The following is a 15,321-nucleotide window of genomic DNA, read 5'->3' as shown; positions in this document are numbered from 1 at the left end:
CTATACCTATTTTGACGCGCTGGATGCCAGAAACGCCTCGATACGAACGCTCGGCGGCTGTTCAAAGAATTGCCGGGCCGGGAGATCCGCGATAATGCTCCCTTGTTCCATAAACACAATACGGTCGGCAACATCCCGGGCAAAACGCAGCTCATGGGTGACCATCAGCATAGTGCGCCCCTCTTCGCTCAGGCGCCGCATCACCGCCAGCACCTCACCCACCAGTTCGGGATCCAGCGCCGACGTCACCTCGTCAAACAGCAGCACTTCGGGCTCCATGCACAACGCCCGCGCAATGCCCACCCGCTGCTGCTGACCGCCGGAAAGCCAGGCGGGGTAGGCTTGGGCCTTATCCACCAGACCCACCGACGTCAATACCGCCATGGCCCGCGCCACCGCCTCCCCACGGTGCTGGCGAAGAACCCGAACGGGTCCTTCGATCAGGTTCTCCAGCACGCTCAGGTGCGGGAACAGCGCAAAGCGCTGAAACACCATGCCGGTCTTGCGGCGCATGCGGCTGATATTGGCATCGCTGTCTTCAATGCGCCGTTTACCCCCCTGCCGGTAACCGATTTGCTCGCCCCTGATCAGCACGCTGCCGCTGTCATAATCGTTGAGAAAATTCACGCATCGCAGCAGGGTGGTTTTGCCCGCGCCGCTGGGACCGATGATGGCGACGGTTTCACCCCGGGCGATATCCAGGGAGATATCCTTCAGGACCGGAACGCCGTGGAACGATTTGCACAACCCGGTGATTCGCAGCACCGGCATCTTATCGTTGCCCGGCGGCACCTCCGTCATATCAGGCATCTGGCGACCTCATAACCATTAAATACACCCATTGGCGTCTGTGCCGTGTTAACTGGCACCCCATCGCCTCGGAAAATCCCGCCGCCTGGTGCCGATGCCCACCGGAAATCGGGCGCTTCGTTAAGACGCTGTCCCCGGCGGACGCCCGGCTTATTTCGGCACGTTATCGGCGTTGCCGAACCACTTGACGGCGATGGCGGCCAGGGTGCCGTCCGCTTTCATCTTGTCAATGGCGGTATTGACCTGCTTCAATCCGGCGGTGTCCTGCTTGCGCAGCGCCACGCCGTTCAGTTTGACGTCATTGGTCAGCGGCTGTTTCACCACCGCCAATTTACCGGCGTATTGGCTGGCGACGATGTAAGTCCCGTTAACGCTTTCCACCGCCACCACATCGATACGGCCGAGCATCAAATCATTATAGGCATCCACCACGGTGTTGTAGGTGGTAGGGGTGACATCCTTCATGGACTGCAGCGCCGTGGCGGCGGCGGTATTGACCATCACCCCGACTCTCAGTTTCCCCAGATTGGCGGCGGTGAGCCGTTCATGGCCGGAATGGGCTTTTACCACCAGGACAATCGTTTGCGTCATGATCGGTTCAGAGAATGCCACCACTTTTTTGCGATCGTCGCTGATCACCAGATTGGTGATGGCGTCGATCTTGCCCCCTTGCAGCGCGGGGATAATGCCGTCCCACGCCATGCCTTCATAGGATACCGGCACACCCATGTGTTTGCCGAGGGCGGCGGCGAAGTCGGCGTCAAACCCCACCAGCTTGCCCGACGGATCCTGGAAGGAGATCGGCCGATAGCTCGGATCGGCGGCAACGCGCAGCTTGGTGAAACCTTCAGCCCCCTGGACGGACCAGGCGGAGACGCTTAATGTGGCGGCGAGTACCATCAGTGCCGCGCCGTGCTTTACAGAAAATCTCATTCGGTATCTCCTCGGGGTGCATGGTTGTCAAACAGTTTGGGGGTGGATATTTATGGATAAGGCTCGGGTACCGGGCAAGACTTCCACCCGATCCCCGGGTCCGATAAGCGTCAGGGTATCGAACTGTTCGATAACCAACGGGCCGGTGGCACGCCAGCTTTCCGGCAGTTCGGTTCTTTGGTAGACCGGGCAATCGACGCACTCCTCCGCGCTGAGCCAGACCTGGCGCCGAGCCGTCGGTTCGCCGGTCTGGGCCGATGCCATGGCCACTTCGCCGGCGGCAGGCCGCGGCCGGCTGATTTTCAGCCGCAGATTCAGTAATTCCACCGGCAGGGTCTCGGAGGCATGGCCGTAACGCTGCTGGTGTTCCGCTAAAAATGCCGTCCGGCTGGCGGCCAGCCCTTCGGCGTCGGCGCTGGGCAACGCCACGGTCAGGGCATGGGATTGTCCCTGATAGCGTAAATCCGCCGACCAGGCGATAACCACATCCTCCGGCATAAAGCCATCGGCGGCGGCCCGCGCCAGCAAGGCATCCACCATCTCGCCGGTTAACGCCGCCAGTTCGGCGACATTGATGGCGGATAAGGTACGCAGCCAGGTACGCTGGGCGTCATAGGCGATATCCACCGAGAGGATGCCGTGAGCGGAAAATACGCCGGAATAATAGGGGATCAACACCCGGGGGATATCCAGCGCACGGGCCACATCCACCGCGTGCAGCGGACCGGCGCCGCCGAAGGCAATCAAGGTCATATGGCGCGGATCGTGGCCCCGTTCCACCGACATGGCCCGGATGGCGCGCACAATGTTGGCGGTGGCGATTTGCAAAATACCCTGGGCCGCCCGTTGCCAGCTCAGGCCCAGGGGGGCGGCGATATGCTGTCCAATGGCGGCCACGGCGGCATCCCGATCCAGGACAAAATCACCGCCGAGCATGCTGCGCACCCCGAGCCGGTTTAACGCCACATGGGCGTCGGTCACCGTCGGCCGGGTGCCGCCGCGGCCATAACAGGCCGGACCCGGCGTCGATCCGGCGCTCTGGGGGCCGACCTTGAGGGATCCGGTACGATCCAGATAGGCAATGGAACCGCCGCCGGCGCCGATGGTTTCAATTTCCGCCGAGGCCACCGCCACCGGATATCCGCCGATGGTTCGTTCATCGGTGACCGGAATGGCGCCGCCGCGCAGCAGCGCGATATCCGAACTGGTACCGCCGATATCCAGCGTCAGGGCCTCGCCGAGACCGTGGCGGGCCGACAGCTCCAATGCCCCCACAGCACCCCCCGCCGGGCCGGACATGGCGCATTTCACCGGAAAACGACGCGCTTCGGCAAAGGTCAGACAGCCGCCGGCGGAACCCATGACAAAGGTCCGCGCCGGTCCATTGTCTTTCAGCGTTTCGAGACCACTTAGAAACTGTGCCATCACCGGCATGGTGGCGGCATTCAGCACCGTGGCGGTGGTGCGCTCGTACTCGCGAAATACCGGCAAAACCTCGGACGAGAGTGATATGGGCACACCAAGCCCCGCCAGCTTCTCGCCGATCCGCCGTTCGTGTTCCGGGTTGACGAACGAAAACAGCAAACTCACCGCCACCGCCTCCACCCGCGCTTCCCGCAGGCGTTCTATGCAGCTGTCCAGCGCCGCTTCATTCAGGGGTTTCAGCACCTGGCCCTGGTAATCGAGGCGTTCCGGCACCTCAAGGCGCAAATTCCGGGGCGCCACCACCGGCGCGCGCCTGACGTGGAGATCGTAGGATGAGGGCCGCGTCATGCGGGCGATTTCCAGCACATCGCGAAATCCTTCGGTGGTCAACAGGGCGGTTTTTGCCAGCGCGCCTTCAAGCAGAGCATTGGTCACCACCGTCGTGCCCACCACCGCCGCCTCGATATCGGCGGCGCGGGCGCCCATTTCAACCGCCAGGGCGTCCAGGGCCGCCAGAATATCGTTGCCCTGATCCCCTTTGCGATGCAGAACCTTGGCGATGCGGGTTTCTCCGGAGGCGGGGTTGCTGACCACCACATCAATAAAGGTGCCGCCGACATCCACGGCTGCCAATAAACCGGTCATGCTTGCTTCTCCTGTGCCTGAAAGCTCGCCCCATGGCCGCCATAGCCATAAATCCTGTCCTGCTCCGCCGCCTTGGGGTCCCGCTCGGCGGGCAGGCCGTATCCGCCGCCGCCGGCGGTTTCCACTTCTATCAGCGTATCCGCCGGGGCTGAAAGTTCGCTAAAACCGGTAATGTGCCGCGGCTTGGCCTCCGGCGGGGTCACGGTGATGCGCGTCGGCGTGCCGGCGGTACCGCCCAGCAAACCGTCCGGTCCGCGGGTGGGCATGCTGACCTGAAAGGAACAGCGCACCGGCGTAAGAATCTGGAAGGTGCGGCGCAGGCCTAGCCCCCCGCGCTGACGTCCCTGCCCCGCCGACCCCTCCACCAGCTCATAGCGCAGGATGCGCACCGGCAGGCTCATTTCCAGCACTTCCACCGGCGTATCGTGTAAATTGGCCACCGGCGGGATCATGCCGCTTTCGCCATCCGCCACCTGGCTGGCGCCTGAGCCGCCCCCCAGCGCCTCGCCATAGGCGAATAACCGGCCGGTGCGCGGATTTGGGCCGCCGAAGGAAAACACCCCGCCGCCGCCGGTTCCCGCCAGCACCAGCTCCGGCGAAAACGCCGACAGTGCGTTCATCAAGGCTTCGAACGTATGGTAGGACACCTGGGTGGCGGCGGAAATGGCCGCCGGGAAACGGGGATTAAGGATTGATCCCTCCGGGATGGTGATATTCAGCGCGCGATACATGCCGGCGTTGGCCGGGATGCCCTGCGCCAGGGTAATACGCACCGCCATATACACGCAGGCCAGGGTATTGGCCAGACAGGAATTGAACGGGCTCTCGGTCTGCGGCCCGCTGCCGGTGAAGTCGATGTTCAGAACGTCATTGTCCTTGCTGACGGCCACCCGTAGCGGAATCATCACGCCGCCGAAATCGGCCTGGGCCTCGCCGTTCCACACCTGCCGCGGAAGCGCGGCGATACAGGCGCGGGTGGTCTGTTCCGAAAGCCGGATGATTTCCGCCATGGCGAACCGCAGTTGAGCCATATCATAGCGCCGCGCCAATTCGTCAATACGGTTTTGCGCTACCCGGATGGTGGCAATCTGCGCGCCCAGATCCGCCATGCGCTCCTCGGGCAGACGCGAGTTCGCGGCAATCAGGGTCAGCAGATTCTTATCCACCGCACCGGCGGCGGCCAGCTTGACCGGCGGGATACGCAGGCCTTCGTGGAAAATCTCGGTGGCGGTGGCCGGCATGCTGCGCGGCGTCAGCCCGCCCACGTCGGTGTGGTGCGCCATACTGGCGGCGAAGCCCACCATCTCGCCTCCGGCGAACAGCGGCCCGGCGACGATAAAATCCGGCAGATGATTGGCGCCATAATAAGGATCGTTAACCAGGAAAGCATCACCCGGTACCATCTCCCCCACCGGATACGCGGCCAGGATATGACGCAAGGCCCCCGCCATAACGCCCAGGTGGATGGGAATATGCTCCGCCTGGATGGCAATATCGCCATTCACATCATAGACGCTGCACGAGCAGTCCCGTCGTTCTTTGATATTGGGGGAATGGCTGGAGCGCACCAGAGACTCCGCCATTTCATCACAAATAGAATGGAAAGCGTGACGAACCAGCTCGATTGCGATGGGGTCCAACGGCGCTGCAAGGCTCATTGCGAATTCTGCCCGTGAGAAATATTGTATTTAACGTTCTAACATAGTAAAAAAGTGTTCAGCAACAAGAATAGGATTCACATATATGAACGAAGTGAAAAGCGCGGTGCGGGTGCTGGAAGTGCTTGAATTATTGACCCAATGGGAGAAACCACTCTCACTGAAAGAAGTTGTTGACGAATTGGGCTATCCGAAGAGCAGTACCCATAATCTGCTGGCCACCCTGGTGTCACGGGGCTATGCGGTACGCGACGAGACGGACCGTTATCAGCTCAACAGCGCCTTTCGAGAGGGCCCGGGCTGGATTTGCGGACCGGAAGCGCGCCTGAGCGAAATGGCACTGCCAGTCATGCGCGAACTGCGGGATCGGTGCGGCGAAACCATTATGCTGGGCGTACTCAACGGCGAAGGCCGTCTGAAAACCCTGGAGCGTTGTAGCGGCACGCAACCGGTACGCTATGAATCTCCCCTCGGCAGCTGTCTGCCGTCTTATTGCACCGCCATGGGACGCGCGCTGCTGGCGGCGCGAGACGACGCACAAATCGATAATTACCTGTCCAGGGAACGTATCGTGCAGTACACCCGGCATACCCTGGTGGACCGCGAACAGATCAAAGCGCATATCCTCAAGGCCCGCCGGGAGGGTTACGCCGTATCCGATCAGGAGATCGATATCGGCGGTTCGGGGGTGGCTGCGCCGGTGCTTAACGGCAAAGGCGAAACCGTGGCGGCATTGAATATCGCGGCGATTTCCAGCCGCTTCAGCGAAAACAGAGAGGCGCTGATTGCTGAAGTGAAACATAACGCCGGCTTACTGAGCAGCCGGTTGGGATGGCATTAATTCTTCTTGAAGATTATCCAAATCATTGTCTAACCATGCCGACATCTTTATGATGCTGCGGCCTGGCTGCGTGATGGAATGATTTTCATTGAAGCACGGCCGTTGGGAGGATGAATTCTTTTTTTCTTTTTAAATTACCGAGGACTTATGCACACCACTAAGTTGGCGAACCCCGGCCCGTTGGGATTGATGGGTTTTGGCATGACCACCGTATTGCTTAATCTGCATAACGCGGGTTTTTTCCCTTTAACGTCCATCATTATCAGTATGGGGATTTTTTACGGCGGCATAGCGCAAATGATTGCCGGTATCATGGAGTACAAACAGGGTAATACCTTCGGCATGACGGCGTTTACCTCCTATGGCGCGTTCTGGCTCAGCCTGGTGGGTATTCTGGTCCTGCCGCGCATGGGCCTTGCCGACCCCACCGATGAAGTGTTCCTCGGCGTATATCTGGCGCTGTGGGGCGTGTTCACGCTGTTTATGTTTTTCGCCACCCTGGCCGCCAGCCGCGCACTGCAGGTGGTTTTCGCCAGCCTGACGCTATTGTTCGCCTTATTGGCCATCGGTGATATCACCGCCAACAAGCCGCTGCTGGTCATCGCCGGCTACGTCGGGCTGTTCTGCGGCGCCAGCGCTATTTACCTGGCTATGGCCGAGGTCATCAACGAGCAGCTCGGCCGCAAAATCCTGCCGGTGGGCTGAATAATTCGGGGGCCCTTGGCAGTTAGGCCCGCGATCACTGAGCGTGCAACGAACCTGTTAAAGGGAGAGCGCGCCAATGAGGTCGAATCGGGCATGGTTTTTCTGCCCGACCGAGTGCCTCATGGCACGCTAGGCCCGCGATCGCCGGGCGTGCAACGAACCTGTTAAAGGGAGAGCGCGCCAATGAGGTCGAATCGGGCATGGTTTTTCTGCCCGACCGAGTGCCTGGCACGCTAGGCCCGCGATCATCGAACGTGCAACGAACCTGTTAAAGGGATCCCGCGCCCTATACCTGATACCCAATCATCGTCAGCATACTCTTCACCTGCGTCACCGCCTCCTGACGCTCCCCCACTCCCAGCTTCTGGTACAAATTACGGATATGGGTTTTGATGGTGGTGGAAGCCACATCCAGCTCGCCGGCAATCTGATTATTGCTGTAGCCGGAATAAATCAAGCCCAGCACCTGCCATTCACGCTGGGTCAGCGGGCTGATGCGGATAAGCTCCGGGACCTGCGGATGCTGCAATAATTGATGAACGAACTCCTCGTCGAAATGGGCGAACTTATGCCGGTGATGGGCATTGATATCGCGCAAAATACGCTGAGTGCGCTGCTGCTCCAGCTCAGGCAGGATGCCCAATTGCAGCAGTTGGCGTAACTGCACCGCCATCGTTTCCCCTTCAATCACGAAATGACTGATGAACCCGGTACGATTGGCCAAGGTCAGCGCCTCCATCAGCACGCTCTGGGCTTCGCTTTTACGGCCGGTATGCCAATAGATAAGATTGTTCAGCAGCAGATTACGGTTAAGGTCGCTCACCAGTTGCAGCGCCCGCGCGTTATCGTTCAATTCATCCAGCACCACTTCCGCCTCATCGAACTGACCGAGCAGAATTTGAGCACGGGCGATATTGCGCCATTGCCCCTGGAGAAAATGGTTATCGACACAATCCGGTTTAACCGTCTGATTAAGCCAGTTGGCGGCGGCGACGGTATCGCCCGTCATCTGCCAATAAATCACCCGGGGCCTATCGGCATTTGTTATCCAGTCGCTGTGGTACTGCCCGCTGCTGATCAGATTATCGCACCGTTGCAACAAGCGGCGGGCATCGTCCACATCGCCCCTCGCCAGCGCGCATTTCGCCAGCAGCGCCAGACATTGCAACTGCTGCTGCGGCTGGGCGCCCACCAGCACGTTCAGTCCGGCCTTGGCGGCCAGCTCCGCATCTTCAAGGCGCGCCCAGGACCAAAGCAATTGAGCGCGCAGGCGCAGGAGAAATTCATGCATAGGCAATTGCTCAAGATGCTGCTCCCCCACCAGCTTGAACGCTTTATCCTGAATATCGTACGCCGCCTGCAAATAGCCCTGGGCAATTAATATTTCGCTTTGCTGCAACAGTGCCCACAAGGCGTAGTGATACACTTCGTGCTGCCGGGCCATCCGGTCGGTTTGCTGCATCATGGCCAAGGCATGGGTCAACCGCCCTTTGCAATGGGCGACCTCCCCCGTCACCGACGTGGCGACAATGCGACCGTAAAAACTGGAAAGAGGCAAATAACGCAACGCTTCGGCGGCCAAGACCTCCGCCTGGTCGGTATGGCCGGTGTTTATCGCCACCTGCGCCAGCAGCGCGTTGAACTCCGCCTGCAGCATCGGATTGATTTCCACATTACGGGCCGACATTTGCGCTTTATCCTGGGCGAGCATATCCGCCACCTCGGTGCAGCGATGCTGGCTTTGGGCCAGCCAGCCCTTAAGCAACACCAGCCTGGGACGGGTAATCAACTCGTCATAGGGCACATGTTTCAGGCAGCGATCCAGTAGCGCCAGCTCACCGTGGTTGAATAGCCGCCAACCGTTGTCCAACAGAATCCGGCATATCATCTCGCGGTCCCCTGCGGATATGGCGTGGTGGATAGCCTCCGCCGGATAGCCCAGGATCAGCCAGCCTTCGGCGGCGCTGCGGTGGATAGCGGGCAGTTCCGCGGCCAATTCCCATAAACAGCGCTGTCGCAGAAAATTGGCGAACAGCGGATGAAAACAGAACCATTCGCCGGAATCATCCATACGCTGAATAAACAAGCCCTGATGCTCGGTCTGCTCCAGTCGATGCTGGCCGTTATCCTCGCCGGTCAGCTTGCCAATCAGCGCATCGTTCATGGAACGTAGCACCGAGCAGCGCAGCAGAAAACGCCGGGTTGATTCATCCACCCGATCCAGCACCTCATCCACCAGATAATCGGCAAGATGACCGGCATTAATGCCCGATAGCCGCTTCGCTGTCTTACAGGCGGGCGTATCGGATTGGCGTGAGGAGAGCACGATCAGTTGCAAGGCCGTTGCCCAACCGGCTACCTCATCGCACAAACGATTACTGTCGGGAGGTTCAATAGGCATTCCCAGCCGGCAATCGAAAAAGCGCTTGGCTTCCTCGTGGGTGAAAGCCAATTGCTGACTGCCTATTTCCAGCAACTGTTCCCGCACCCGCAGATTGGCGATGCCCAAAGAGGGTAAATTACGCGATAGCACGATCAGCTTGAGGTTATCCGGCTGATTACGCAGCAGAAACCGCATGGACTCATGAATAAGTTCATTGGTAATCAGGTGATAATCATCGATCACCAGGAATATCGGTCTGGACCAGTCGGATAAATCCACCGACAGCTGGGTGAATAGCGTCGTTAGGGTGGCATATTGATGTTTGTGCGCCAGCGCCTCGCTGCGCTGGCAGTGGCCGCCAGTTGCCTGTTGGAATGCCGCAATCAGGTAACTGGCGAATCGCTCGGGCTCATTATCGCTTTCATCCAGGGAATACCAGCCTAAATCCTGCTTCGCCGCCGCCCACTGCGCCACCAGCGTCGTTTTGCCATAGCCGGCGGGACTGGTGACCAGGGCCAGGCGGTAATTAGCCGCCGCGGAAAGTCTATCTAACAAGCGTTGCCGAACAACCGTATTTTGCAGCCTGGCAGGCCGTCTGAGTTTTGAGGGGATCAGCATTTTTTTTATTATCCAGAGGTAAGAAATGGTGAAAAAAAGTTCAAATTTATTGTTTGTGCAAAGTAAAGATTATGTAAGTATTTATTACTACAGGTTTATCTATTTCCTGCTCCGGTAAATTGCGCACGGTCACAAATTTCACTACGCCTTATCGCTCATCCCTGATTATTTTCCCGCTGGAGGATGAGAAATACCCAGGCCTTACGCTAGGTTAGCCATTGAAGCATCGGTACCGCCTGTGCCGCCAGGCAGGGGAGGAAGCACTGTATCCGGCAGGCAATCAGGCCGGAGGGGATGAGCATGGAAGATATCGGATCAAAATCACTCTCAGCCAATGCCGGCATCGCCGCCGATTACATTGATGCCCTCGGTCAGCGGCAAACTATTTCCCCCCATACGATACAGCGATTGCAAGAGGCCATGGAGGATGCCGCCGAATCCGGCGCGTCCCCCGCCGCCCCGCTGCCGCCGGTACTGGTATACCGGCAAAACACCCCCTACCGGGACGGCCCCGATGACCGTTACTGGCTGATGCCCGGCGGACAGGGCCGCTTTCGCTGGTGGCTGCACACCGAACAGGGCCGTATCCATCATGGAAAAGCCGTTGCCGGGGAACGGCTCTCGCTGCCGGTGTCCCTGCCGCCGGGCTACCATCGCCTGACCTTGAACCAGGACGGCCGGGAGTGGCATTGCCGGATAATCGTCGCCCCCAGGCGCTGTTATGAACCCGGCGAACTGCAGCAGCAGCGCAAGCTGTGGGGCACCTGCGTTCAGCTCTATACCCTGCGATCCGGGAGCAATTGGGGCATCGGCGATACCGGCGATTTAAAACGGCTCATCCGGGAAATCGCCGGGCGCGGGGGATCGTTTGTCGGCCTGAATCCTATCCATGCCCTGTACCCGAGCCTGCCGGACAATGCCAGCCCTTACAGTCCTTCATCCAGGCGCTGGCTCAATATCCTCTATATCGACGTGAGCGACGTGGAGGATTTTCAACTCAGTCCGTCAGCACGTTTGTGGCGAAGCCGCAAGGAGACTGAGCAGGCTCTGGAACAAGCCCGATCCTGCCCGCAGGTGGACTACCGGCGTGTGGCGGCGTTGAAGTTAACGGCGCTGCGTCTGGCCTGGCAACAATTCAACCGGCGCGCCGTGGACGATACCCGCCGACGAGACTTCGAAGAGTTTGTAAGCCGCGGCGGGGACAGCCTGCGCTATCAGGGCATCTTCGATGCGCTGCAGGGGCATCTTAGCGCCTGTGATAACGGGAACGGGAATTGGCAGGTATGGCCGCAACAGTACCGTGATGCCCGCGGCCCCGCCGTAGAGGAATTTTGCCGCCGTTCGTCCCGGGAGATCGCGTTTTATCTATGGCTGCAATGGCTGGCGGATCGGCAATTCAACGACTGTTTCGCCTTATGCCGCACCTTGGGGATGCCTCTCGGGCTATACCGGGATCTGGCGGTGGGGGTCAGCGACGGCGGGGCGGAAACCTGGAGCGAGCCGGCGCTGTATTGCCTGCGGGCCTCGGTGGGGGCACCGCCGGATATGCTCGGCCCGCAAGGCCAGAATTGGGGCCTGGCGCCGATGTCGCCCCATGAAATGGCGGTCCGCGGCTACCAGCCGTTTATCGATTTGTTGCGGGCCAATATGCGCGGCTGCGGCGCGCTGCGTATCGATCACGTCATGTCGCTGCTGCGCCTGTGGTGGATCCCTCTGGGGGATAACGCCGGACAGGGTGCGTATATCCATTATCCTGTGGACGATCTGCTGGCTATCCTGGCACTGGAGAGCCAGCGCAATCACTGCATGGTCATCGGGGAAGATCTCGGTACCGTGCCGCGGGAAATTGTCAGCCGCCTGCTTCAAAGCGGTGTCTACTCCTATAAGGTGCTGTACTTCGAGCGGGACGGAAGCCATGTTTTCCGTTCGCCGTCCCACTACCCGCCCCAATCCATGGCCACCCTTACCACCCATGATTTGCCGACGCTGCGCGGTTACTGGGGCGGTGATGATTTGCGGCTCGGCCGGGCCTTGGGGCTGTATCCCGACGACGGCATACTGGCGTTCCTGCACCAGGACCGCCGGCTGGCGCGGCAAGGATTGCTTGATGCTCTGCACCGCCAGGGCAGTGTGCCCGAACGTACCCGGCGCCAGGCTGACCGTCTGAAGATGTCGCCGGTGCTTAACCGCGGAATGCACCGGTTTCTCGCCGACAGCGCCAGCGCTCTGCTAGGATTGCAGCCGGAAGATTGGCTGGATATGGCGGAGCCGGTGAATGTTCCCGGCACCAGCGATGAATACCCCAACTGGCGCCGAAAACTGTCCCGTTCACTCGACGAAATCTTCGCCGACAGAAGCGTTAACCGCCTGCTAAGAGAGATCAACCTGCGTCGCGGCAAAGCGGGATAACAGACCAAAAAAAGGGCGACCCCATGAGGTCGCCGAAGACACAGCACACAGACACAGATATACCCCTCATACTTCAAGCTGCAGGTGCGTTGGCTTTCCTCGCTCACCCCAGTCACTTACCCAAGTAAGCTCCTGGGGATTCGCTGCGTGGCCGCCTTCCTGCAACTCGAATTATTTAGGGTATTGATACAACAATTACCGCAATAGTGGCGTTAGCCTTTAATTCCCCCGGCGGTCAGCCCGCTCACCAGGAAGCGTTGGGCCAATAAAAACAATAGGGTGATGGGCAGGGCCGAGAGCACCGCCGCCGCCGCAAAATCCCCCCACAGATAGTTTTGCGGACTGAGGTATTGCTGCATCCCCACCGCCAGGGTATAGCTGTTGACGTCCCGCAGGAGCAGCGAGGCCACCGGCACTTCGGTCACCGCCGCGATAAACGACAACACAAAAACCACCGCCAGTATGGGCACCGATAACGGCAGCAATATCAGCCGGAAGGCCTGCCAGGGCGTTGCCCCGTCAAGGGCCGCCGCTTCCTCGAGTGAACCGTCGATGGTGTTGAAATAGCCCTTGATGGTCCAGACATGCAGCGCCACACCGCCCATATAGGCAAAGATCACGCCGCCATGGGTATTCAGGCCGATAAACGGTAGGTATTGCCCCAGGCGATCAAACAAGGCGTATAGCGCCACCAGCGACAGCACCGCCGGAAACATCTGAAAGATTAGCATGCCTTTGAGCAGGGCGTTTTTACCGCAAAAGCGCATGCGGGCAAACGCGTAGGCGCTGGTGGTGGACAACGCCAGGATCCCAACCGCGGTGATAGAAGCCACTTTCACCGAATTCCACAGCCACAGCAGTACCGGGAAGGGCGGCGGCGTCAGGCTGCCGTCCTGGTGATGTACCGTGAAACCCAGCGCCAGACGCCAATGCTCCAGGGAGATATGTTCAGGAATCAGACTGCCGGTGGAAAAATTGCCGGCCCGCAGTGAAATGGCCACCACCATCAGCAGCGGGAAAATAATCAGGGCGATAAATCCCAGCAGGATCAGATGGGTCACAGCCAGACGCAGGTAATGGGATCGGGATTGAACAATGGCCATGGGTGCGTCTCCTTAATCAAAATTCATTCTGCCGGCTTTCAGGTTGAGCACCGCCAGGCCGCCCACCAGCAGAAATATCAGGGTGGCGATGGCCGCCGCCAGGCCAAAATCCTGCCCGCCGCCGCCTTCAAAGGCGATCCGGTAGGTATAGCTCACCAACAGGTCGGTATAACCGGCCGGCGTGGTGGTGCCGATGCGATCCGGCCCGCCGTTGGTTAACAATTGAATCAGGACAAAATTGTTAAAATTGAAGGCGAAGCTGGCAATCATCAGCGGCGTCAGGGGTTTAATCAGCAGCGGCAGGGTAATCAGGAAAAAGTTCTGAAAAGGCCCGGCGCCGTCCATTGCCGAGGCTTCATATAAATCGTCCTGGATGGATTTCAGCAATCCCATGCACAGGATCATCATGTAGGGGTAACCCAGCCAGCTATTGACCACCACCAGCATCAGCCGGGCCAGCGCCGGATTGTTGAACCAGGCCGGCTGGATCCCGAACAGGGCCTGTAGCATCAGGTTGATCTCGCCGAAACTCTGGTTGAATAATCCTTTGAAAATCAAGATAGAGATAAACGACGGTACGGCATAGGGCAGTATCAGCAGCAAACGGTAAACAGCCCGGCCTCTCAATGCCTCCCATTGCACCACGCAGGCCAATACCATGCCGATGGCCACGGTGGCCAGTACCGTGAGAAATGAAAAAAGCAGCGTCCAGACGAAAATTGCCAGGAAGGGCTGGCGGATGCCCTGATCTTCCAATACCCGCAGGAAATTTTTCCAGCCTACTGATACCGTGTAACCAGGGCTGAGTCTATCGTCGCCGAATTCGCCGTCGGCCCTCGTCACCTGATAGAAACCCGTTGTCGGGTTCGGCCGATAAACCTTGCCGGTGCCGCTGTCGCTCAGGCTTTGTCCCGCTCCCGGGATATAGAGGGGCTGCAACCGGGAAAATTGCCTTAACGAGCTCATACGTAACCGGGCGCCGTCGGGAAGTTGCAGGGTCAAACCGCCAAGCTCCTGGCGATGCCGGGTGATGCTGCGCAGCGTGCCTCGTTCTCCCGCCGGTGGCCCATCGGCCCGGGATAAAGGCAGAGTCCTTTCCGCCCCGAGGGTAAAACTGAATGACGGCGTAACCAGTGTCCCGCCGCCATCGGGGTTGGTGAGCGCCAGGCGCCATTGGCCGCCGTCGGGATAGAGCGCGAAATCATAAGGCGTGCCGGACAGCAGTTGCCGGTCCAGCAGTACTCCCCGGGCGCGTTCAAAGGTCAATTGATGAACACTGCTGTAGTTGGTAAAGGCAATGGCTACGGTGCAGATCAGCGGAAACAGTACGAACAGGCCCATGCCCGCCGCGCCGGGAAAGACGTAGCGCCAGGCGTAAGCCCGCCGGTTGGTAAACAGATAGACGCCGGTGCCGGTCAGTATCAGCGTCACCATGGCAAACAGATACTCGCCCCGGGCATACATGGGTATTACCAGCCAGGCAATCAATAGCACCATGGCGGCCACCCATCCCCCTTTCACCCAGGGGTGTCGCCACCAATGTGTCTTCTCCCCGCCGGGCGGAGTCGGATCTATAGCTAGCATAACCCCCTCCTTAAACGGCGGACCGCCATGTCCATTGTACGTTCGGTGATCGCGGGCCTACCGTGCCATGAGGCGCTCGGTCGGGCGGAAAAACCACGCCCGATTCGACCTCATTGGCACGCTCTCCCTTTAACAGGTTCGTTGCACGATCGGTGATCGCGAGCCTACCGTGCCATGAGGCGCTCGGTCGGGCGGAAAACCACGCCC

The 15,321-nt window shown here is 59.5% G+C and carries 10 protein-coding genes; 3 read left to right on the top strand and 7 right to left on the bottom strand.

Features of this window, described 5'->3' with window-relative positions; genetic code table 11:
- Positions 1 to 6: 6 nt before the first annotated feature.
- The 4 genes from HB631_RS05570 to HB631_RS05555 form a co-directional block, all read right to left on the bottom strand.
- Positions 7 to 810 carry an amino acid ABC transporter ATP-binding protein gene (locus HB631_RS05570; RefSeq protein WP_275955683.1) on the bottom strand — a complete coding sequence of 268 codons (804 nt, stop codon included), beginning with the start codon at positions 808 to 810 and terminating at the stop codon, positions 7 to 9.
- A 150-nt stretch (positions 811 to 960) separates the two neighbouring features.
- Positions 961 to 1,743: an ABC transporter substrate-binding protein gene (locus HB631_RS05565; protein WP_213990173.1), complete on the bottom strand. Its 783-nt coding sequence runs from the start codon at positions 1,741 to 1,743 to the stop codon at positions 961 to 963.
- Between the two features lie 27 nt (positions 1,744 to 1,770).
- Positions 1,771 to 3,813, bottom strand: coding sequence for a hydantoinase/oxoprolinase family protein (locus tag HB631_RS05560; RefSeq protein WP_213990172.1), 2,043 nt, complete (start codon positions 3,811 to 3,813; stop codon positions 1,771 to 1,773).
- Positions 3,810 to 5,471, bottom strand: coding sequence for a hydantoinase B/oxoprolinase family protein (locus tag HB631_RS05555; protein WP_213990171.1), 1,662 nt, complete (start codon positions 5,469 to 5,471; stop codon positions 3,810 to 3,812). The genes HB631_RS05560 and HB631_RS05555 overlap by 4 nt, the downstream gene beginning before the upstream one ends.
- Before the next feature lie 85 nt (positions 5,472 to 5,556).
- Between HB631_RS05555 and HB631_RS05550 the strand changes: the two genes are divergently transcribed.
- Both HB631_RS05550 and satP read left to right on the top strand, forming a co-directional pair.
- Positions 5,557 to 6,312 (top strand): IclR family transcriptional regulator, encoded by a 756-nt coding sequence (locus HB631_RS05550; RefSeq protein WP_213990170.1) that lies wholly within the window; start codon positions 5,557 to 5,559, stop codon positions 6,310 to 6,312.
- Between the two features lie 147 nt (positions 6,313 to 6,459).
- The gene (gene satP / locus HB631_RS05545; protein ID WP_213990169.1) at positions 6,460 to 7,017 is read left to right on the top strand and encodes an acetate uptake transporter; all 558 of its coding nucleotides are present in this window, start codon (positions 6,460 to 6,462) and stop codon (positions 7,015 to 7,017) included.
- A gap of 286 nt (positions 7,018 to 7,303) precedes the next feature.
- On the opposite strand, the gene malT is transcribed toward satP, so the two are convergent.
- On the bottom strand, positions 7,304 to 10,018 hold the full coding sequence (gene malT, locus HB631_RS05540; RefSeq protein ID WP_213990168.1) for an HTH-type transcriptional regulator MalT: 2,715 nt from the start codon (positions 10,016 to 10,018) through the stop codon (positions 7,304 to 7,306).
- A 300-nt stretch (positions 10,019 to 10,318) separates the two neighbouring features.
- On the opposite strand from malT, the gene malQ reads away from it, so the two are divergent.
- Positions 10,319 to 12,427: a 4-alpha-glucanotransferase gene (malQ, locus tag HB631_RS05535; RefSeq protein WP_213990167.1), complete on the top strand. Its 2,109-nt coding sequence runs from the start codon at positions 10,319 to 10,321 to the stop codon at positions 12,425 to 12,427.
- A gap of 212 nt (positions 12,428 to 12,639) precedes the next feature.
- Here malQ and malG read toward each other — a convergent pair whose 3' ends face one another.
- Positions 12,640 to 13,530: a maltose ABC transporter permease MalG gene (gene malG / locus HB631_RS05530; RefSeq protein ID WP_213990166.1), complete on the bottom strand. Its 891-nt coding sequence runs from the start codon at positions 13,528 to 13,530 to the stop codon at positions 12,640 to 12,642.
- A 12-nt stretch (positions 13,531 to 13,542) separates the two neighbouring features.
- Entirely contained in the window at positions 13,543 to 15,114 is a 1,572-nt protein-coding gene (gene malF / locus HB631_RS05525; protein ID WP_213990165.1) for a maltose ABC transporter permease MalF, read from the bottom strand.
- Positions 15,115 to 15,321: the final 207 nt, after the last annotated feature.

This window comes from Sodalis sp. dw_96, assembly GCF_018449575.1.
GTDB lineage: Bacteria > Pseudomonadota > Gammaproteobacteria > Enterobacterales > Enterobacteriaceae > Acerihabitans.
Note: the sequence above shows the minus strand (reverse complement) of the source record. Positions and strands in the feature narration are given on the sequence as shown.

Bases quoted from the DNA above. Each gene is read 5' to 3' on its own strand.
- malT (WP_213990168.1), bottom strand. From the start codon at position 10,018: ATGCTGATCCCCTCAAAACTCAGACGGCCTGCCAGGCTGCAAAATACG.
- HB631_RS05565 (WP_213990173.1), bottom strand. From the start codon at position 1,743: ATGAGATTTTCTGTAAAGCACGGCGCGGCACTGATGGTACTCGCCGCC.
- HB631_RS05555 (WP_213990171.1), bottom strand. From the start codon at position 5,471: ATGAGCCTTGCAGCGCCGTTGGACCCCATCGCAATCGAGCTGGTTCGT.
- HB631_RS05550 (WP_213990170.1), top strand. From the start codon at position 5,557: ATGAACGAAGTGAAAAGCGCGGTGCGGGTGCTGGAAGTGCTTGAATTA.
- HB631_RS05560 (WP_213990172.1), bottom strand. From the start codon at position 3,813: ATGACCGGTTTATTGGCAGCCGTGGATGTCGGCGGCACCTTTATTGAT.
- HB631_RS05570 (WP_275955683.1), bottom strand. From the start codon at position 810: ATGCCTGATATGACGGAGGTGCCGCCGGGCAACGATAAGATGCCGGTG.
- malG (WP_213990166.1), bottom strand. From the start codon at position 13,530: ATGGCCATTGTTCAATCCCGATCCCATTACCTGCGTCTGGCTGTGACC.
- malQ (WP_213990167.1), top strand. From the start codon at position 10,319: ATGGAAGATATCGGATCAAAATCACTCTCAGCCAATGCCGGCATCGCC.
- satP (WP_213990169.1), top strand. From the start codon at position 6,460: ATGCACACCACTAAGTTGGCGAACCCCGGCCCGTTGGGATTGATGGGT.
- malF (WP_213990165.1), bottom strand. From the start codon at position 15,114: ATGCTAGCTATAGATCCGACTCCGCCCGGCGGGGAGAAGACACATTGG.